Source organism: Streptomyces sp. NTD91 (assembly GCF_059510455.1).
In genome coordinates, this window is record NZ_JCAJZW010000006.1 from 162,499 (window position 1) to 180,648 (window position 18,150).

The window sequence follows — 18,150 nt, forward strand, 5'->3', positions numbered from 1 at the left end:
ATGAACAGCCTCTCGTCCCTGCTGATCGTCGTCGGTCTGTTCCTGGTCGGCGGCATCGTCTCCTTCGTCAAGCAGAAGATGCCCACGAGCCTGATCGTGCTGCTCTCCATCGGCGCCGGCATGTGCCTCGTCGCGGGCGTCATGCGGCTGGGGGTGTGGAATTGACCGCCAAGAAGGTCGTGGTCTTCGACTACGGTTTCGGCAACGTCCGGTCCGCCGAGCGTGCCCTCGCGCGCGTGGGCGCCGACGTCGAGATCACGCGTGACTTCGACGCGGCGATGAACGCCGACGGGCTGCTGGTGCCGGGTGTCGGCGCCTTCGCCGCCTGCATGCAGGGCCTGCGGGCGGCCCGCGGCGACTGGGTCGTGGACCGGCGCCTGTCCGGCGGACGCCCCGTGATGGGCATCTGCGTCGGCATGCAGATCCTGTTCTCGCGGGGCATCGAGCACGGCGTCGAGGCCGAGGGCCTGGACGAGTGGCCCGGCACGGTCGAGCCGCTCCAGGCCGAGGTCGTGCCCCACATGGGCTGGAACACCGTCGACGCCCCCGCCGACTCGCGGCTGTTCGCCGGCCTCGACGCCGACGCCCGCTTCTACTTCGTGCACTCCTATGCCGTTCACGACTGGCAGATGGAGAGCCACAGCCCCCGTTTCGACGCCCCCAAGGTGACCTGGTCGACGCACGGCAAGCCGTTCGTGGCCGCCGTGGAGAACGGCGCCCTGTGGGCCACGCAGTTCCACCCCGAGAAGTCCGGCGACGCCGGCGCCCAGCTCCTCACCAACTGGATCGGAACCCTGTAGAGACATGGCCAAGCTCGAACTCCTCCCCGCCGTCGACGTCCGTGACGGCCAGGCCGTACGCCTCGTGCACGGCGAGTCCGGCACGGAGACGTCGTACGGTTCCCCGCTGGACGCTGCCCTCGCCTGGCAGCGCTCGGGCGCCGAGTGGCTGCACCTGGTCGACCTGGACGCGGCCTTCGGCACCGGCGACAACCGTGAGCTGATCGCCGAGGTCACCGGGGCCATGGACATCAAGGTGGAACTGTCCGGCGGCATCCGCGACGACGCGTCGCTGGCCGCCGCCCTGGCCACCGGCTGCACCCGCGTCAACCTGGGCACGGCCGCCCTGGAGAGCCCCGAGTGGGTCGCCAGGGTCATCGCCGAGCACGGTGGCAAGATCGCCGTCGGTCTGGACGTGCGCGGCACCACCCTGCGCGGCCGCGGCTGGACCCGCGACGGCGGCGATCTCTACGAGACTCTGGAGCGCCTCGACAAGGAGGGCTGCGCCCGCTACGTCGTCACCGACATCGCCAAGGACGGCACCCTCCAGGGCCCCAACCTGGAGCTGCTGAAGAACGTGTGCGCGGCCACCGACCGGCCGGTCGTGGCCTCCGGCGGCGTGTCGTCCCTGGACGACCTGCGCGCCATCGCCGGGCTGGTGCCCCTCGGTGTCGAGGGTGCCATCGTGGGGAAGGCCCTGTACGCGAAGGCGTTCACCCTGGAAGAGGCCTTGGAGGCCACATCTTGAAAAAGGACACAGTGTCATGACGTCGGAAGCCGTGCGGCGTGTGCAGAGCGGAAGTCCCTGGGAAGACAGCTTCGGTTTCGCACGCGCCGTCGCGGCGGGCGACCGGGTGCTGGTGGCGGGCACGACGTCCTTCCGGGGCGATGTGCTGTACGGCGAGGGTGACCCGTACGAACAGACCAAGGTGGCCTTCACCAGCGCCCTCGAGGCGATCGGCGAGTTCGGACTCGGCGTCGACTCCGTCATCCGTACGCGGACGTACCTGACCCATGTGCGGGACGTGGACGCCGTGGGCCGGGCGCACAAGGAGCTCTTCGACTCCGTGCGCCCGGTGTCGACCCTTCTGGTCGTGGAGGGGTTCGTCGATCCGCGGATCCTGGTCGAAGTGGAACTTGAAGCATTCAGAGGAGCCTGAGCAGTCATGACCCTGGCGGTCCGAGTCATCCCCTGCCTGGACGTGGACAACGGCCGGGTCGTCAAGGGCGTGAACTTCCAGAACCTGCGCGACGCGGGCGACCCCGTCGAGATGGCCAAGGTGTACGACGCCGAGGGCGCCGACGAACTGACGTTCCTGGACATCACCGCGTCCTCGGGCGATCGGGAGACGACGTACGACGTGGTGCGGCGCACCGCGGAGCAGGTGTTCATCCCGCTGACGGTCGGCGGCGGCGTCCGTACCACGGAGGACGTCGACAAACTGCTGCGTGCGGGCGCCGACAAGGTGGGCGTGAACACCGCCGCCATCGCCCGGCCCGACCTGATCCGCGAGATCGCCGAGCGCTTCGGCCGGCAGGTGCTGGTGCTGTCGGTGGACGCCCGCCGTACCCCGACCGGTTCCTTCGAGGTCACCACGCACGGCGGCCGGCGGGGCACCGGCATCGACGCGGTGGAGTGGGCGCACCGGGCGGCCGAACTGGGCGCCGGTGAGATCCTGCTGAACTCCATGGACGCCGACGGCACCAAGGACGGCTACGACCTGGAGATGATCGCCGCCGTCCGCAAGCACGTCACCGTCCCCGTCATCGCCTCGGGCGGCGCCGGCAAGCCGGCCGACTTCCCGCCGGCGATCGACGCCGGCGCGGACGCGGTGCTGGCGGCGTCGGTCTTCCACTTCGGTGACCTGCGGATCGGCCAGGTGAAGGAGACGCTGCGGGAGGCCGGGCACCTCGTGCGGTGACGTGGCGCCGAGCTTCGGCACGGGACCGAAAGGAAAGCGGCCCGGCCTCCGGCCGACGGGTCAGATGCCCAGCTGCTTGGACTCCTGCAGCTCGGCGATCGCGTCCGCGTCGCCCTGGACGTCCACCTTGGCCGCGTTCGGCCGGCCGAACGCGTACATCAGCAGCTCCGACGGCTCGCCCGTCACCGTCACCACCGGCGCGCCCCGGTGCGCCACTGCCGTCTGCCCGTCCGGGCGGCGCAGCACCAGACCGGTCGGCACGCCCCGGGCCACCAGCCGCGCCGTGCGCTCGAGCCGCGACCACAGGGCGTCCTGGAAGACCGGGTCCAGCTCGCGCGGCGTCCAGTCCGGCTGGGCGCGGCGGACGTCCTCGGTGTGGACGTAGAACTCGACGGTGTTGGCCGCCTCGTCGACCTGCTTGAGCTGGAAGGGTGAGAACCGCGGCGGGCCGGTACGGATCAGCTGGATCAGCTCCTCGTACGGCTTCGCGGTGTACTCGGCCATCACCTTCTCCAGGCGCGGCGCGAGCTGCTTGATCAGCGTGCCCCCGGCCGCGTCCGGGCGGCGCTCGCGCACGACGACGTGCGCGGCCAGGTCCCGGGTCCGCCAGCCCTCGCAGAGGGTCTCGGCCTCCGGACCGACGGTTTCCAAGAGGTCGGCGAGCAACAGCCGTTCACGCTTGGCGAAGGTCGACATGGGATCAGCCTACGACCAGCCGCCGAGTCCGCCCACCCGTCACCCGGCCGCCGCCCCGGCGAGCCTCCCCCGCAGGAGGCACCCCGCCGCGGCGCGGTGCCCATCCCCTGGACACGGCACGGGCACAGCCGCACCCGCGCGGCACAATGGCACCCATGACCAGTAGGACCGGGAATTCCGCCCGTCGCCCGACCACCGCAGCTCAGCGAGGCGCTTCGCGCCACAGTGTCCCCCCCGGCAGCCTCGACCAGGAGATCGCCGCCCGCCTCAAGCGCAGTGCCGACGGTCTCCTGCCCGCCATCGCCCAGCAGTACGACACCGGAGAGGTGCTCATGCTCGGCTGGATGGACGACGAGGCGTTGCACCGCACGCTGACCACCGGCCGCTGCACCTACTGGTCGCGCAGCCGCCAGGAGTACTGGGTCAAGGGCGACACCTCCGGCCACTTCCAGTGGGTGAAGTCCGTCGCGCTGGACTGCGACGCGGACACTGTGCTGGTCAAGGTCGACCAGGTGGGCGCCGCCTGCCACACCGGCGCGCGCACCTGTTTCGAGGAGGACGTGCTCCTCAAGGACGCCTCCGCCGGTCCCGCCGGCTCGGATCAGTAAGGTCAGCGGCCATGGACCTCGAGACCTTCCGCAAGCTCGCCACCGACCGGCGCGTCATCCCCGTCACGCGCAAGCTCCTCGCCGACGGCGACACCCCGGTCGCGCTCTACCGCAAGCTGGCCGCCGAACGCCCCGGCACCTTCCTGCTGGAGTCCGCGGAGAACGGCCGCTCCTGGTCCCGGTACTCCTTCGTCGGCGTCCGTTCCGCCGGGACCCTGACGGAGCGCGACGGAAAGGCCCACTGGCTCGGCACCCCGCCGGTCGGCGTGCCCGTGGACGGCGACCCGCTGAAGGCCCTGCGCGCCACCATCCAGGCCCTGCACACCCCGCGCCAGGACGGCCTGCCGCCCTTCACCGGCGGCATGGTCGGCTACCTGGGCTACGACATCGTCCGCCGCCTGGAGAAGATCGGCCCCGGCGAGCGCGACGACCTGCGGCTGCCCGAGCTGACCATGCTCCTGTCCAGCGACCTCGCCGTCATGGACCACTGGGAGGGCTCGGTCCTGCTGATCGCCAACGCGATCAACCACAACGACCTCGACACCGGTGTCGACGAGGCCTACGCCGACGCCGTCGCCCGGCTCGACGCCATGGAGGCCGACCTCACCCGCGCGGTCGCCCAGCCCCCGGCCGCGCTGCCGCCCTCCGAACTGCCCGGGTACACCGCGCTGTGGGGCGGCCCCGACTTCCAGCTGGCCGTCGAGGACATCAAGGAGCGCATCCGCGCCGGCGAGGCCTTCCAGGTCGTGCCCTCCCAGCGCTTCGAGACCCCGTGCACGGCGAGCGCCCTGGACGTCTACCGGGTGCTGCGGGCCACGAACCCGTCGCCGTACATGTACCTGTTCCGCTTCGACGGCTTCGACGTCGTCGGCTCGTCCCCCGAGGCCCTGGTGAAGGTCGAGGACGGGCGGGCCATGGTCCACCCCATCGCCGGCACCCGGCCCCGCGGCACCACCCCGCAGGAGGACCAGGCCCTCGCGGAGGAGCTGATGGCCGACCCCAAGGAGCGCGCCGAGCACCTGATGCTGGTGGACCTCGGCCGCAACGACCTGGGGCGGGTCTGCGAGCCCGGCTCGGTCGAGGTCGTCGACTTCATGTCGATCGAGCGCTACTCGCACGTGATGCACATCGTCTCGACCGTCACCGGCAAGGTCGCCGAGGGCCGCACCGCCTTCGACGTCCTCACCGCCTGCTTCCCGGCGGGCACCCTGTCCGGCGCCCCCAAGCCCCGCGCGATGCAGATCATCGACGAACTGGAGCCGTCCCGGCGCGGGCTGTACGGCGGCTGCGTCGGCTATCTGGACTTCGCGGGCGACTCCGACACGGCCATCGCCATCCGTACCGCCCTGCTGCGCGAGGGCACGGCGTACGTCCAGGCGGGCGCCGGCATCGTCGCCGACTCCGATCCGGTCGCCGAGGACCAGGAGTGCCGGAACAAGGCGGCGGCGGTACTCCGTGCGGTCCACACGGCCAACCGGCTCGGCAGGCAGGGCCCTTCTCGCCGGTAGGACGCCCGTCACACGAACCCCGGGTGACGGTTCGCCGGGGGTTCAGGCGATAGTGGACTACGTGACTGCTGTACCTCACCCCCGTACCGAAGCCGTCGGCCCCGCCCGGTCCGGCCGCCGGAGCCTCGCCGTGGCCCTCCTGTGCGGTGCGCTCGGCGCGGCCGTGGCGCTGCTCGCGACCCGGCAGCCCTGGGCGGAGGGCACCGCGACGGTGGCCGGCGGCACCTTCCCGCTGACCGCCAAGGGCAGCGACGTCACGGGCGTCCCGGCGGCCCTCGCGATAGTGGGCCTCGCCGCGCTCGTCGCCGTCTTCGCCGTCCGCAGGGTCGGCCGGCTCCTCGTCGCCGGGCTGCTCGCCCTGTCCGGCGCCGGCATCGTGGCCGCCGCCCTCGTGGCCGCCTCCGACAGCTCCGCGCTGGACGCGAAGGCGGCTCAGGCGAGCGGCGACGCCTCCGCCGCCGTCGCCGCGCTCACCCACACCGGCTGGCCCTACGTCGCGTCCGTCGGAGGCGCGCTCATCCTGGTGGCCGGCCTGCTGGCACTGCGCTTCGGCAACCGCTGGCCGGCGATGTCCGGCCGCTACGAGCGCGGCACCGACCGCCCGCGCCGCACCGTCCGTCCCGTCGACCCGGAGCGCCCCGAGGAACTCTGGAAGGCCCTGGACCGGGGCGAGGACCCCACCGGAACCTGACCCTCCCGCCCGGATGTGGCGAACCAGACGCCACCCCCGCGTCCGGCGCACGCGCGCGTACGGGACAATGGACGGCGAGCGTCCGGCTCGGACAGTGACGGACGGGCTCGGAGCCGTACGACACGTACGACGCTCCCCTGGGACACGAACACAGCAACGAGGAGCACAGACATGGCGGGCAGCAGCCACGGCCACGGTCACACCCCGGCCGCCTGGACCGGTGTCATCATTTCCTTCATCGGTTTCTGCGTCGCGGGCGCCTTCATGGTGATGGCCCAGCCGGTCGGTTTCTGGGCCGGCATGGTGCTCATCCTCGGCGGCGCGGTGGTCGGCGGCATCATGCGCGCCATGGGCCTCGGCCAGAACCCCAAGCCGCTCAAGGTCGTCGGCGCCCCCGCCGCGACCCGCGAGCCGGCCGGCGTGGAGAGCTGAGCGCGCCCACCGCTCCACCGAGGGGCGGCCCGGCACCCGGGAGAGGGTGCGGGCCGCCCCTCGTCGTGTCCCGGCCCGAGTACGCGCACCGGCGCGCGGGGCGCCGGATCGGGGGAGACAATGCTGTGGTGAACCCCGACATCCGCCCGGCCCCGTCCACGGTCGCGTTCACGGCCCCGCAAGCCACCGTGTGGCAGCGGCTCGCCGTCCCCGCGGGGATGCTCGCAGCCGTCGCCGGCGCCTTCGCGTACGTCGGGGCCGTCGACCCGAGCGAGCCGGGTCACTACCCCGTCTGCCCTCTGTACCGGCTCACCGGCCTGTACTGCCCGGGCTGCGGCGGACTGCGCAGTGCCCACGCCTTCGTGCACGGCGACCTGCTCGCCGCCCTGCGGGACAACGCGCTGGGTGTGGCCGCCTACCTGGGCTTCGCCGTGCTGTGGACCGTATGGGTGGTCCGCGCGGTCCGTGGCCTGCCGGTCCGGCTGGATCCGCGGCCGGCGCACATGTGGGCGATCGGCGTGCTGCTGCTGGTGTTCACGGTCGTCCGGAACCTGCCGTCCGGTGGCTGGTTGCATCCTTGATCATCAATGGAACGTCCAGGTGGTGGGACCGGCGTCCACCGGATGCGGGGGCTGGGCAGACCTCCGGATACCATCGCAGAGACCACGGGTTTCCCACCCCGAAGGAACCACCGTCTGAAAGGGGGCCGCTCGCGTGAGTGTGCTCGACGAGATCATCGACGGCGTCCGTGCCGACCTCGCGGAGCGGCAGGCACGCGTCAGCCTCGACGAGCTCAAGGAGCGCGCGGCCAAGGCCCCCGCCGCCAAGGACGGGGTGGCCGCGCTCAAGGGCGACGGCGTCAAGGTGATCTGTGAGGTCAAGCGCTCGAGCCCCTCCAAGGGCGCGCTGGCGGCGATCGCCGACCCGGCCGGACTCGCCGCGGACTACGAGGCGGGTGGCGCGGCCGTCATCTCCGTCCTCACCGAACAGCGCCGCTTCGGCGGCTCGCTGGCCGACCTGGAGGCCGTCCGCTCGCGCGTGGACATCCCGGTCCTGCGCAAGGACTTCATCGTCACGTCGTACCAGCTGTGGGAGGCCCGCGCGTACGGCGCCGACCTCGCGCTGCTGATCGTGGCCGCCCTGGACCAGCCGGCCCTCGAGTCGCTGATCGAGCGCGCGGTGTCGATCGGGCTGACCCCGCTCGTCGAGGTGCACGACGAGGACGAGGTCGAGCGGGCCGTGGACGCGGGCGCCAAGGTCATCGGCGTCAACGCGCGCAATCTGAAGACGCTGGAGGTCGACCGCGGCACGTTCGAACGGGTCGCGCCGGAGATCCCCGACCACCTCGTCAAGGTGGCCGAGTCCGGCGTCCGCGGCCCGCACGACCTGATCGCCTACGCCAACGCCGGCGCCGACGCGGTCCTGGTCGGCGAGTCCCTGGTCACCGGCCGCGACCCCAAGACCGCGGTCGCCGACCTGGTCGCCGCGGGCGAACACCCCGCGCTGCGGCACGGGCGTGGCTGACCACCGGTAGGCTGACCCCGATGACTCTCACCGTGACGACCGTGGACCGGCACGCGCGCCTGGCGCGCGGCTGCCGCCCGAGAGGCTGCCGCGCCCCGGCGAGGCGTGTCCACGGCCGTCGCGTGCGATACGTCATCGGTGACGAACCCGGGCAGGTGAACGGACGCCGATGGCAGCGCGCCCCACAGGGGCGCGGGGCTCTGTCCGCTGTGCGGCTGTCGCCGCGCGGGCGCGACCAGGCGCACACGGCCTGAGGCCGCCCGACCAGCTCCGCCCCCACGGCGCACAGTGTCTTTTACGCACTCACCGTGAGGTATTCGCATGCCCAGCGATTTCTTCTTCCCCGACCCCACCGGTCAGGTGCCCAGCGCCGAGGGCTATTTCGGCGCGTTCGGCGGCAAGTTCATCCCGGAGGCCCTCGTCGCCGCCGTGGACGAGGTCGCCGTCGAGTACGACAAGGCCAAGCAGGACCCCGAGTTCGCCCGAGAGCTCGACGACCTGCTGGTCAACTACACCGGCCGCCCGTCGGCGCTCACGGAGGTCCCCCGTTTCGCCGAACACGCCGGCGGCGCTCGCGTGTTCCTCAAGCGCGAGGACCTCAACCACACCGGCTCCCACAAGATCAACAACGTGCTCGGCCAGGCCCTGCTCACCAGGCGGATGGGCAAGACGCGCGTGATCGCGGAGACCGGTGCCGGACAGCACGGCGTCGCCACCGCCACCGCCTGCGCGCTGTTCGGCCTCGACTGCACCATCTACATGGGCGAGGTCGACACCAAGCGCCAGGCCCTGAACGTGGCCCGCATGCGCATGCTCGGCGCAGAGGTCGTCGCCGTGAAGTCCGGCAGCCGCACCCTGAAGGACGCCATCAACGAGGCGTTCCGCGACTGGGTCGCCAACGTCGACCACACCCACTACCTGTTCGGGACCGTCGCCGGGCCGCACCCCTTCCCGGCCATGGTCCGCGACTTCCACCGCGTGATCGGCGTGGAGGCCCGCCGCCAGCTCCTGGAGCGCGCCGGCCGGCTGCCCGACGCCGCGATCGCCTGCGTCGGCGGCGGCTCCAACGCCATCGGCCTCTTCCACGCCTTCATCCCCGACGAGGGCGTACGGCTCGTCGGCTGCGAGCCCGCCGGGCACGGCATCGAGACCGGTGAGCACGCGGCCACCCTGACCGCGGGCGAGCCGGGCATCCTGCACGGCTCCCGCTCCTACGTCCTGCAGGACGACGAGGGCCAGATCACCGAGCCGTACTCCATCTCGGCCGGTCTGGACTACCCCGGCATCGGCCCCGAGCACTCCTACCTCAAGGACACCGGGCGCGGGGAGTACCGCGCGATCACCGACGACGCGGCCATGCAGGCGCTGCGCCTGCTGTCCCGCACCGAGGGCATCATCCCGGCCATCGAGAGCGCCCACGCCCTCGCCGGCGCCCTGGAGGTCGGCAGGGAGCTGGGCAGCGACGGCCTGATCGTCGTCAACCTGTCCGGCCGCGGCGACAAGGACATGGACACCGCCGCCCGCTACTTCGGCCTCTACGACACCGACGCCGAGGTGGCCGCCGACGAAGCCCACGCCGCCGAGATCGAGGGGGACGCCAAGTGAGCGGGAACATCCGGCTGTTGACGGACACCCTCGCGGCCGCGAAGGCCGAGGGCCGGTCCGCGCTGATCGCCTACCTCCCGGCCGGGTTCCCGACCGTGGACGGCGGCATCGAGGCGATCAAGGCCGTCTTCGACGGCGGGGCCGACGTCGTGGAGGTCGGTCTGCCGCACAGCGACCCCGTCCTCGACGGCCCGGTCATCCAGACCGCCGACGACATCGCCCTGCGCGGCGGCGTCAAGATCGCCGACGTCATGCGCACGGTCCGCGAGGCCTACGACGCGACCGGCAGGCCGGTGCTGGTCATGACGTACTGGAACCCGATCGACCGCTACGGTGTCGAGCGGTTCACCGCCGAGCTGGCCGAGGCGGGCGGCGCGGGCTGCATCCTGCCCGACCTGCCCGTGCAGGAGTCGGCGCTGTGGCGGGAGCACGCCGAGAAGCACGGTCTGGCGACCGTCTTCGTCGTGGCGCCGAGCAGCAGGGACGAACGGCTCGCCCGGATCACCGCTGCGGGCAGCGGCTTCGTCTACGCGGCTTCGCTTATGGGCGTCACCGGCACCCGGGAATCCGTCGGCGCGCAGGCCCAGAACCTGGTCGAGCGCACCCGCGCCACCGGCACGGAGCTGCCCGTCTGTGTCGGCCTCGGCGTGTCCGACGCGTCCCAGGCCGCCGAGGTCGCCGGCTTCGCCGACGGCGTGATCGTCGGCTCGGCCTTCGTGAAGCGGATGCTGGACGCCCCCGACCACGCGGCCGGCGTCGAGGCGGTCCGCGAGCTGGCCGGGGAACTGGCCAAGGGCGTGCGCGGACAGGCGTAACCGCAGGTCACTTTCCCTATCAGAACACCCCTGTCAGAACACGCGGTCACTCGAACGGGTGGACCTGGGACCGGGGAGGCGCGTTGCGCCTCCCCGGTTCGTTCTGGGGGTGTGAGCGAGAAGAACCATGAGGGAAAGCGCGTGGCCCGGGAGCGGCTGGCGGTCGAGCGCGAGAAGCAGAAGGCAGCGGAGAAGCGTCGGCGCACGCTGATCGTGGGAGCGAGCGTCGTCTGCGTGCTGGGCCTCGCGGCGGTGATCGGAGTGGTCGCCGCGAACGCCGGCAAGAACAAGGGCGGCGAGAAGGCGGGCCCGGTCGTGGCGCCCTCGGGCGCCCAGGGCAAGGACAGTCTCGCGATCCCGGTCGGCAAGGACGGCGCGAAGTCCACGCTCACCGTCTGGGAGGACGTCCGCTGCCCGGCCTGCCAGGCCTTCGAGACCGCCTATCGCCCCACGCTCCACGAACTGGTCGACTCAGGCAAGCTCAGAATCGAATACCACCTGGTCCGGCTGATCGACGGCAATCTCGGCGGCACGGGCTCCCTGCGCGGGGCCAACGCCGCGGCCTGCGCCCAGGACGCCGGAAGGTTCCGCGACTACCACGACGTGCTGTACGCGAACCAGCCCAAGGAGTCCGACGACGCGTTCAGCAGCAACGACAAACTCATCGAGCTGGCCGGCAAGGTCGGCGGCCTGAACACGCCCGCCTTCCAGAAGTGCGTCAACGACGGCACCCACGACAGCTGGGTGAACAAGTCGCACAAGGCCTTCCAGGCCGGCGGCTTCACCGGTACGCCCGCCGTCCTGCTCAACGGCAAGAACATCTACCAGAACCAGACCATGACCCCGGCCAAGCTCAAGCAGATGGTGGAGGCGGCCGACCGCGGGTAAGGATCTTGTACCGGGGCCGGTTTTCACACGCTCCCGTTATGCACCCGTAGCCGGGCTGCTTGCCGTCACCATGGCCCGGCGCGGTAGCGTCGGAAGTGCCATGGAACTTGCCTACATTCCCAGCCCGTCGCGCGCGGTGCTCCACCTCGGCCCCATCCCGTTGCGCGCCTACGCCTTCTGCATCATCATCGGCGTCTTCGTCGCCGTCTGGCTCGGCAACAAGCGCTGGGTCGCCCGCGGCGGGCAGTCCGGCACGGTCGCCGACATCGCGGTCTGGGCCGTGCCGTTCGGCCTGGTCGGCGGCCGCCTGTACCACGTGATCACGGACTACGAGCTGTACTTCAGCCCGGGGCGTGACTGGGTGGACGCCTTCAAGGTGTGGCAGGGCGGCCTGGGCATCTGGGGCGCGATCGCGCTCGGCGCGCTCGGCGCATGGATCGCTGCGCGCCGCCGGGGCATCCCGATGCCGGCGTACGCGGACGCCGTCGCCCCCGGCATCGCGCTCGCGCAGGCCATCGGCCGCTGGGGCAACTGGTTCAACCAGGAACTGTACGGCCGTGAGACGCATGTCCCCTGGGCACTGCACATCACCTCCTCCGAGGGCGGCCGGGTGCCGGGCTACTACCACCCGACCTTCCTGTACGAGTCCCTGTGGTGCGTCGGTGTGGCCCTGCTGGTGATCTGGGCCGACCGCCGCTTCACGCTGGGGCACGGCCGGGCGTTCGCCCTGTACGTCGCCGCGTACTGTGTGGGCCGCGGCTGGATCGAGTACATGCGCGTGGACGACGCGCACCACATCCTGGGCCTCCGCCTGAACGACTGGACCGCGATGATCGTGTTCCTGCTGGCGGTGGCGTACATCGTGGTGTCGTCGAAGAAGCGGCCGGGCAGGGAAGCCGTGGTGGAACCCGGGGTGGCTTCCGAGGCGACCGGTGGGGCGCCGGATCCCGCCGAGGCCGAGGAGCAGGCCGAACCGGAGGCTGTGGAGACGGCGCAGGCGGCCGACGAGACCGAGTCGGCGACGAGGAAGAGCTGACGCTGTGGGACGACGCCGAGGGCGCCCGGAGCTTCCGGGCGCCCTCGGCATGCGTGGGCGACTGGTGGCGATGCGGTCGGCGCCGCCGGTCACGGCCGTCGTGGTGATCGCCGCTGCGGCGGAGCCGAGAAAGACCGCCTTGCGCCGCGCTTGCGCCGCCTTTCGCGGAGGCGAGGGTCACCTTCGGTGGGCCAGTGACAGGGTCCGCCGGGCCGTCGTCACCACCGCCGCATCGACGAAGCGGCCGTCCGGGAGGGCCTGGGCGCCCGGTTGCGCCGCCGCTGCCTTGAGGATCGTCTCGGCGTGCTCGATCTCCGCCGGGGTGGGCAGGTAGGCCCGCTCGATCACCGGGAGCTGGCGGGGATGGATCGCCGCGCGGCCCAGGAAACCGAGGGCCCGGCCGTGGGCGCAGGAGGCGGCGAGGCCGTCGAGGTCCCGGATGTGCGGGTGGACCGACTGCGGCGGCGGGGCGAGGCCGGCCGCACGGGACGCGACGACCACCCGCGAGCGCGGCCAGTCGAGGCCCGCGTCGGCCCGTACGCCGAGGTCGGCCCGGAGATCCGCCTCGCCCAGGGCGACGCCCCGAAGGGCGGGGTGCGCGGTGGCGATGGCGTAGGCGTGCTCGATGCCGAGGGCCGTCTCCAGCAGGGCGTACAGCGGCACCCCGGTGGTGGCGGCGACCCGCAGGATCTCGGCCGGGCCCGTCACATTCGGCAGCCGCAGGCCGGACAGGCCCGGCAGCCGCACCAGCGCGCCCAGGTCGGCGGCCGCCCAGGGACTGTCCAGGGCGTTGACGCGGACGTGCACCGGCACCGGCTGGGGCCCGCAGAGGCGCTCGGCCGTGGCGGCGCGGGCGTACTCCTTGCGGTCCGGGGCGACCGCGTCCTCCAGGTCGATCACCACCACGTCGGCGCCCGCGGCCAGCGCCTTGGCCACCACGGGCGGGCGGTCACCGGGGACGTAGAGCCAGGTGAGCGGGTGCGGCGTCACAGGGCGCCCTCCTCGCGCAGGGTGTGCAGCTCGGCCGGGGAGAGACCCACCTCGGTGAGGACCGCCTCGGTGTCGGCGCCGTGCGGGCGGCCTGCCCAGCGGATCGCTCCGGGCGTCGCGGAGAGCCGGAAGAGGACGTTCTGCATGCGCAGCGGGCCCAGTTCCGGGTCGTCGACGGTGGTGACCGTGTTCAGGGCCTGGTACTGCGGATCGGCCAGCACGTCCCGCACGTCCTGGACCGGGGCCACCGCCGCCTCCGCCTTCTCGAAGGCCGCGAGCACCTCGGCGCGGGTGCGGTCGGCGATCCACGAGCCGACCGCCTCGTCCAGTTCGTCGGCGTGGACGGCCCGGTCCGCGCCGGTGGCGAACCACGGCTGCTCGGCCAGCTCCGGACGGCCCACCAGCCGCATCACCCGCTCCGCGACCGACTGCGCGGAGGTGGATACGGCGACCCAGTGGCCGTCGCAGGTGCGGTAGGTGTTGCGCGGGGCGTTGTTCGCGGAACGGTTGCCGGTGCGCTCCTGGACGTGACCGAGCTGGTCGTACCAGGTGAGCTGCGGGCCGAGGACCGACAGGATCGGCTCGATGATCGCCATGTCGACGACCTGTCCGGCGCCGGTGCGCTCCCGCGCGGCCAGCGCGGTGAGGACGGCGCAGGCGGTCGCCAGGCCGGCGACGGAGTCCGCGAGCCCGAAGGGCGGCAGCGTGGGCGGTGCGTCCGGTTCACCGGTGATCGCGGCGAAACCGCTCAGAGCCTCGGCGAGGGTGCCGAACCCAGGCCGGTGCGCGTACGGGCCGAACTGGCCGAAGGCCGTCACCCGGGCGAGGACCAGCCGGGGATTGACGGCCGACAGTTCCTGCCAGCCCAGCGCCCACTTCTCCAGGGTCCCCGGGCGGAAGTTCTCGACCACCACGTCGGCGGTGGCGGCGAGCCGGAGCAGGACGGCCCGGCCGCCGCGCGTGGACAGGTCGAGGGTGATGGTCCGCTTGTTGCGGCCCAGCACCTTCCACCACAGGCCGACGCCGTGTTTGGCCGGGCCGTGCCCACGCGAGGGGTCGGGCCGGCGGGGATGCTCGACCTTGATCACATCGGCGCCGAAGTCGCCGAGCAGGGTGGCGGCGAGCGGGCCCGCGAACAGCGTCGCCAGGTCCAGTACCCGCACACCGGACAGCGGCGGGGTCGCCGTGCTCATGCGGTGCACAGGGCGTCGATCTCCGGGCGGTACGGCATCGACGCCGACGCCCCCGCCCGCTGGACGGAGATCGCCGCGGCGGCCGCGGCCCAGGAAAGTGCCTCCCGCACCGGCTTCTCCTCCGCCAGGGCCACCGCGAGCGCGCCGACGAAGGTGTCCCCGGCGCCCGTGGAGTCGACGGCCGTCACCCGCGGCGCGGGGACCACCAGCGGCTCGGTGCGCCGTGCCAGATACAGGCAGCCGGTGGCGCCCAGGGTGACGGCGACCTCCGGCACCAGCTCCAGCAGGTCGGCGGCGGCCTCGCGCGGGTCGGTGCGGCCGGTGAGGGTGACCGCCTCGTACTCGTTGGGCACCAACAGATCGGTCGCGGCGAGGAGTTCGGGGGGCAGCGGCTGTGCGGGGGACGGGGTGAGCACCGTACGGACCCCGTGCCGGCGAGCGGCCTGAGCTCCGAGGACGACGGCGCGCAGCGGGATCTCCAACTGGAGCAGCAGGGCGTCGGCGGAGGCGATCACACCCTCGTCACCGGGGGAGAGATGGTCGACGGTGCCGTTCGCGCCGGGGATGACCACGATCGAGTTGGCGCCCTCGTCGTCCACCACGATGTGCGCGGTGCCGGACGGGCCCTCGACCGTACGCAGGAAGTCGGTGTCCACACCGGAGTGTTCGAGGGTGTCGCGCAGCCGCAGGCCGAAGGCGTCGTTGCCGACCGCGCCGATCATCGAGACGGTGGCGCCGGCCCGGGCCGCGGCGATCGCCTGGTTGGCACCCTTGCCGCCGGGGATCGTGCGGAACTCGCGTCCCGTCACCGTCTCACCGCGCTGCGGTGCCTTGGCGACATAGGTGACGAGATCCATGTTGGTACTGCCGAGGACGACGATGTGGGTCATGGGCGGATCGCCTCCCAGTGGGCTGCCTGGCGGGTGAGGTGGGCGAGGGTGTCGAAGCCGGTGCCGTCGAAGTCGGCGACGGTGGTGGCGAGCCGGTTCTTCAGCGGGGCACGCCAGCGCTCCGGGAGGGCGGCGGGATCGCCCGCGAGCAGTCCGGCGACGCTTCCGGCCGTGGCGCCGGTCGAGTCCGTGTCCCAACCGCCCGCCACGGCACGGCAGACGGAGCCGGTGAAGTCTCCGTCGGCGTGGGTGAGGGCGGCGGCGAGCAGGGCGGTGTTGGGGATGGCGTGGACCCAGTGGTGGGTGGGGGAGTAGCGGGCGTGCAGCGCGTCCACGACCTCGTCGAAGTCCTCGTGGGCCGTGGCCAGCCGGACGGCGTGGTCGACCGCCCGCGCGAGCCGGGAGTGGGGTGGGACCACCGTACGGCCGGCGCGCAGGCAGGCGTGGACGTCCTGGTCGCCGGTGGCGGCCGAGGCGATGACGGCGGCGGTGAACATCGCCGCGTAGACGCCGTTGGCGGTGTGGGTGAGGACTGCGTCCCGGTGTGCCTGCTCCGCCGCGGCGGCCGGGTCGCCGGGGTTGGTCCAGCCGTGCACGTCGGCGCGGATCAGGGCGCCGATCCACTCGCGGAAGGGGTTGCGGTGGCGGGCGGTGTACGGGGGCTCGATGCCGCTGAGCAGGTTGCGGTAGGCGATGCGCTCGGCGGTGAAGGTGTGGCCGGGCGGCAGTTCCTCCAGCCAGAGCCGGGCGACGTCGGTGGTGGTGAACGTCCTTCCGTGGCGCCGGAGGAGCAGCAGATTGAGCAGGGGGTAGTCGAGGTCGTCGTCCGAAGGCATGCCGTCGATGTTCTCGGCGAGGGAGGTGCGGGCCGAGCGGCGGTTCCAGGGGTACCGGGCGAGGAGGTCCTCGGGGACGCCGCGTGCGGTGAAGTACGTGGTGAGGGGCCAGTTGCCGGTGGCACGGGCGAGGGCGCGGATGCCGTCGAGGGGGAGCTTTTCGACGGGTTTGCCGAGGAGACAGCCGATGGCCCGGCCCAGCCAGGCGGCTTCGAGGGCGGCCGGAGCGGGGGCCCGGCCGCCTGCTCCCGGCGGCGACGGCCAGTGCGCGCACAGAGATTTGATGCCGGCCAGGTCCGTCGGCTCGTCCTGCGACAAGGCGCTGGGGAGGTCGGTGAGCTCTTCCAGCAGGTCCTCCGCGAGCAGCCGCAGGTAGCGGGACACCCCGTGCGGGGACGCGCCCGCGCGGGGCGGTGCGTCCGGGCCGCCCGCCGCCCGCCATCTCGCCTCGACCCGTGACGGCTCGCGCCCGTCCAGGCGAGCCTGGCGGATCTCGTGGCCGAGCAGGTCCTCCGGCTGGACCCAGGTCAGTCGGAGCATGCGGTGCCTCCGAGGTCCGCGAACGCCCGCTCGTGCGCGCGCCGCCGCCGTACGTCCCGCCGGAAGATCTCCCGTGTGACCTCGGCGAGCGTGCGGGCCGGCTCCCACAGATCCAGCCGGCTGGCCTCCGCCACCGTCTTCGCCCAGTCCTCCGGGACCGGCGAGCCCAGGGCGCCGGCGAGCGCACCGGCCATCGTGGCGATCGAGTCGCAGTCGCGGCCGTAGTTGACCGCGCCGAGCACGGCGTCACGGTAGTCGCCGCCGGAGACCAGCAGCATGCCCAGCGCGATGGGCAGTTCCTCGATCGCGTGGAGACGGGAGGGGCGGCGGGCAGCCAGGGAGGGCGCGCGGTAGTCGGGGCCGACGGTGTCGTACGGGGCGACTGCCGCGCGCAGCGGCCGCAGCGCCGACTCGAAGTCCCCGTGTCTTACGGCGACTTCGCAGACCTTCTCGATCGCCTCGCGCGTGCCGTCCTTCGCCAGGGACAGGCAGGCGGTGACGACCGAGCCCGGGGTCGCGCCCGGTGCCATGGCGGCGGCGACGGCCGCGGCGAGGACACCGGCCGCCTCACGGCCGTACGACGACTGGTGCGCACCGGCGATGTCCAGCGCCTCGGCGTAGGCGGCGGCCGGGTCGGCCGCGTTGACCAGCCCGACGGGGGCCATGTACATCGCCGCGCCGCAGTTGACGATGTTGCCGACGCCGGCCTCCCGTGGGTCGGCGTGGCCGTGGGCGATCCGGGCCACGAGCCACTTCTCGGCGAGGAAGAGGCGGTGCAGCGGCAGGGTCTCGGTCTCCAGCTCCGGGATCCAGCGCGGGTTGGTCATCAGGTCCGGCACCAGGTGGTCGGCGACGGCGTACGCGTCGAGGTGGTCGCGGACGCGCGCGTACACCCGGATCAGGGCGTGGGTCATCAGGGTGTCGTCGGTGACGTGGCCGTCGCCCTTGTGGTACGGCGCGAGGGGGCGGGCGGTGCGCCAGGCGTCGCCGTGCCAGGGGCCGACGATGCCGTGGACGCGGCCGCCGTGGCGCTCGGTGATCTGGTCGGGGGAGTACCCCTCGAGGGGTCCGCCGAGGGCGTCGCCGACGGCGGCCCCGACGAGGGCGCCGGTGATCCGGTCGTCGAGGCCGACCGGGGAGGGTGGACCGCTTTCCTGCTCTTCGGTTTCTTTGGAGGCTTTGGGCGTCATGCCCGAA

At 72.7% G+C, this 18,150-nt stretch carries 22 protein-coding genes; 16 read left to right on the forward strand and 6 right to left on the reverse strand.

Going from position 1 to position 18,150, the window contains the following annotated elements; genetic code table 11:
- Genes AC5WRT_RS09630 through hisF form a run of 5 tightly spaced genes read left to right on the forward strand, consistent with a single transcriptional unit; the run spans position 1 to position 2,701 of the window.
- Positions 1-165: a hypothetical protein gene (locus tag AC5WRT_RS09630; protein WP_496092537.1), complete on the forward strand. Its 165-nt coding sequence runs from the start codon at positions 1-3 to the stop codon at positions 163-165.
- On the forward strand, positions 156-800 hold the full coding sequence (gene hisH, locus AC5WRT_RS09635) for an imidazole glycerol phosphate synthase subunit HisH (RefSeq protein WP_496100121.1): 645 nt from the start codon (positions 156-158) through the stop codon (positions 798-800). Before AC5WRT_RS09630 ends, hisH begins: the two co-directional genes overlap by 10 nt.
- A 4-nt stretch (positions 801-804) precedes the next feature.
- Positions 805-1,527 carry a bifunctional 1-(5-phosphoribosyl)-5-((5-phosphoribosylamino)methylideneamino)imidazole-4-carboxamide isomerase/phosphoribosylanthranilate isomerase PriA gene (gene priA, locus AC5WRT_RS09640; RefSeq protein WP_496092539.1) on the forward strand — a complete coding sequence of 241 codons (723 nt, stop codon included), beginning with the start codon at positions 805-807 and terminating at the stop codon, positions 1,525-1,527.
- A 16-nt stretch (positions 1,528-1,543) separates the two neighbouring features.
- Positions 1,544-1,939 carry a RidA family protein gene (locus AC5WRT_RS09645; protein WP_496100122.1) on the forward strand — a complete coding sequence of 132 codons (396 nt, stop codon included), beginning with the start codon at positions 1,544-1,546 and terminating at the stop codon, positions 1,937-1,939.
- Positions 1,940-1,945: 6 nt separating this feature from the next.
- Positions 1,946-2,701, forward strand: a complete 756-nt coding sequence (gene hisF, locus AC5WRT_RS09650; protein WP_496092541.1) for an imidazole glycerol phosphate synthase subunit HisF — start codon at positions 1,946-1,948, stop codon at positions 2,699-2,701.
- 60 nt (positions 2,702-2,761) lie between these two features.
- Here hisF and AC5WRT_RS09655 read toward each other — a convergent pair whose 3' ends face one another.
- Positions 2,762-3,397, reverse strand: a complete 636-nt coding sequence (locus AC5WRT_RS09655; RefSeq protein ID WP_496092542.1) for a TIGR03085 family metal-binding protein — start codon at positions 3,395-3,397, stop codon at positions 2,762-2,764.
- Between the two features lie 146 nt (positions 3,398-3,543).
- Between AC5WRT_RS09655 and hisI the strand changes: the two genes are divergently transcribed.
- From hisI to lgt, 11 genes are all read left to right on the forward strand, one after another.
- Complete coding sequence (gene hisI / locus AC5WRT_RS09660; protein WP_496100123.1) at positions 3,544-4,005, forward strand: phosphoribosyl-AMP cyclohydrolase; 462 nt, start codon at positions 3,544-3,546, stop codon at positions 4,003-4,005.
- Positions 4,006-4,016: 11 nt separating this feature from the next.
- A complete protein-coding gene (locus AC5WRT_RS09665) occupies positions 4,017-5,513 on the forward strand; it encodes an anthranilate synthase component I (RefSeq protein WP_496092544.1) in 1,497 nt (498 codons plus the stop codon).
- A gap of 52 nt (positions 5,514-5,565) precedes the next feature.
- Positions 5,566-6,204 (forward strand): TIGR02234 family membrane protein, encoded by a 639-nt coding sequence (locus tag AC5WRT_RS09670; RefSeq protein WP_496092545.1) that lies wholly within the window; start codon positions 5,566-5,568, stop codon positions 6,202-6,204.
- Positions 6,205-6,375: 171 nt separating this feature from the next.
- Positions 6,376-6,636, forward strand: coding sequence for an HGxxPAAW family protein (locus AC5WRT_RS09675; RefSeq protein ID WP_496092546.1), 261 nt, complete (start codon positions 6,376-6,378; stop codon positions 6,634-6,636).
- Positions 6,637-6,776: 140 nt separating this feature from the next.
- Positions 6,777-7,217 (forward strand): DUF2752 domain-containing protein, encoded by a 441-nt coding sequence (locus AC5WRT_RS09680; protein WP_496092654.1) that lies wholly within the window; start codon positions 6,777-6,779, stop codon positions 7,215-7,217.
- 133 nt (positions 7,218-7,350) lie between these two features.
- Entirely contained in the window at positions 7,351-8,160 is an 810-nt protein-coding gene (trpC, locus tag AC5WRT_RS09685) for an indole-3-glycerol phosphate synthase TrpC (protein WP_496092547.1), read from the forward strand.
- 20 nt (positions 8,161-8,180) lie between these two features.
- On the forward strand, positions 8,181-8,414 hold the full coding sequence (gene trpM / locus AC5WRT_RS09690) for a tryptophan biosynthesis modulator TrpM (protein WP_496092548.1): 234 nt from the start codon (positions 8,181-8,183) through the stop codon (positions 8,412-8,414).
- 67 nt (positions 8,415-8,481) lie between these two features.
- Positions 8,482-9,765: a tryptophan synthase subunit beta gene (gene trpB / locus AC5WRT_RS09695; RefSeq protein WP_496092549.1), complete on the forward strand. Its 1,284-nt coding sequence runs from the start codon at positions 8,482-8,484 to the stop codon at positions 9,763-9,765.
- Positions 9,762-10,580: a tryptophan synthase subunit alpha gene (gene trpA / locus AC5WRT_RS09700; RefSeq protein ID WP_496092550.1), complete on the forward strand. Its 819-nt coding sequence runs from the start codon at positions 9,762-9,764 to the stop codon at positions 10,578-10,580. Before trpB ends, trpA begins: the two co-directional genes overlap by 4 nt.
- 111 nt (positions 10,581-10,691) lie before the next feature.
- On the forward strand, positions 10,692-11,468 hold the full coding sequence (locus AC5WRT_RS09705) for a DsbA family protein (RefSeq protein ID WP_496092551.1): 777 nt from the start codon (positions 10,692-10,694) through the stop codon (positions 11,466-11,468).
- 100 nt (positions 11,469-11,568) lie between these two features.
- Entirely contained in the window at positions 11,569-12,504 is a 936-nt protein-coding gene (gene lgt, locus AC5WRT_RS09710; protein ID WP_496092552.1) for a prolipoprotein diacylglyceryl transferase, read from the forward strand.
- A gap of 177 nt (positions 12,505-12,681) precedes the next feature.
- Here lgt and AC5WRT_RS09715 read toward each other — a convergent pair whose 3' ends face one another.
- Genes AC5WRT_RS09715 through AC5WRT_RS09735 form a run of 5 tightly spaced genes read right to left on the reverse strand, consistent with a single transcriptional unit; the run spans position 12,682 to position 18,143 of the window.
- Positions 12,682-13,494: an HpcH/HpaI aldolase/citrate lyase family protein gene (locus AC5WRT_RS09715; RefSeq protein WP_496092553.1), complete on the reverse strand. Its 813-nt coding sequence runs from the start codon at positions 13,492-13,494 to the stop codon at positions 12,682-12,684.
- Complete coding sequence (locus AC5WRT_RS09720; protein WP_496092554.1) at positions 13,491-14,687, reverse strand: CaiB/BaiF CoA transferase family protein; 1,197 nt, start codon at positions 14,685-14,687, stop codon at positions 13,491-13,493. Before AC5WRT_RS09720 ends, AC5WRT_RS09715 begins: the two co-directional genes overlap by 4 nt.
- Positions 14,684-15,577: a ribokinase gene (gene rbsK, locus AC5WRT_RS09725; RefSeq protein ID WP_496092555.1), complete on the reverse strand. Its 894-nt coding sequence runs from the start codon at positions 15,575-15,577 to the stop codon at positions 14,684-14,686. Before rbsK ends, AC5WRT_RS09720 begins: the two co-directional genes overlap by 4 nt.
- Positions 15,574-16,953 (reverse strand): ADP-ribosylglycohydrolase family protein, encoded by a 1,380-nt coding sequence (locus AC5WRT_RS09730; protein ID WP_496100124.1) that lies wholly within the window; start codon positions 16,951-16,953, stop codon positions 15,574-15,576. Before AC5WRT_RS09730 ends, rbsK begins: the two co-directional genes overlap by 4 nt.
- Positions 16,941-18,143: an ADP-ribosylglycohydrolase family protein gene (locus tag AC5WRT_RS09735; protein WP_496092557.1), complete on the reverse strand. Its 1,203-nt coding sequence runs from the start codon at positions 18,141-18,143 to the stop codon at positions 16,941-16,943. The genes AC5WRT_RS09730 and AC5WRT_RS09735 overlap by 13 nt, the downstream gene beginning before the upstream one ends.
- Between the last annotated feature and the right edge of the window lie 7 nt (positions 18,144-18,150).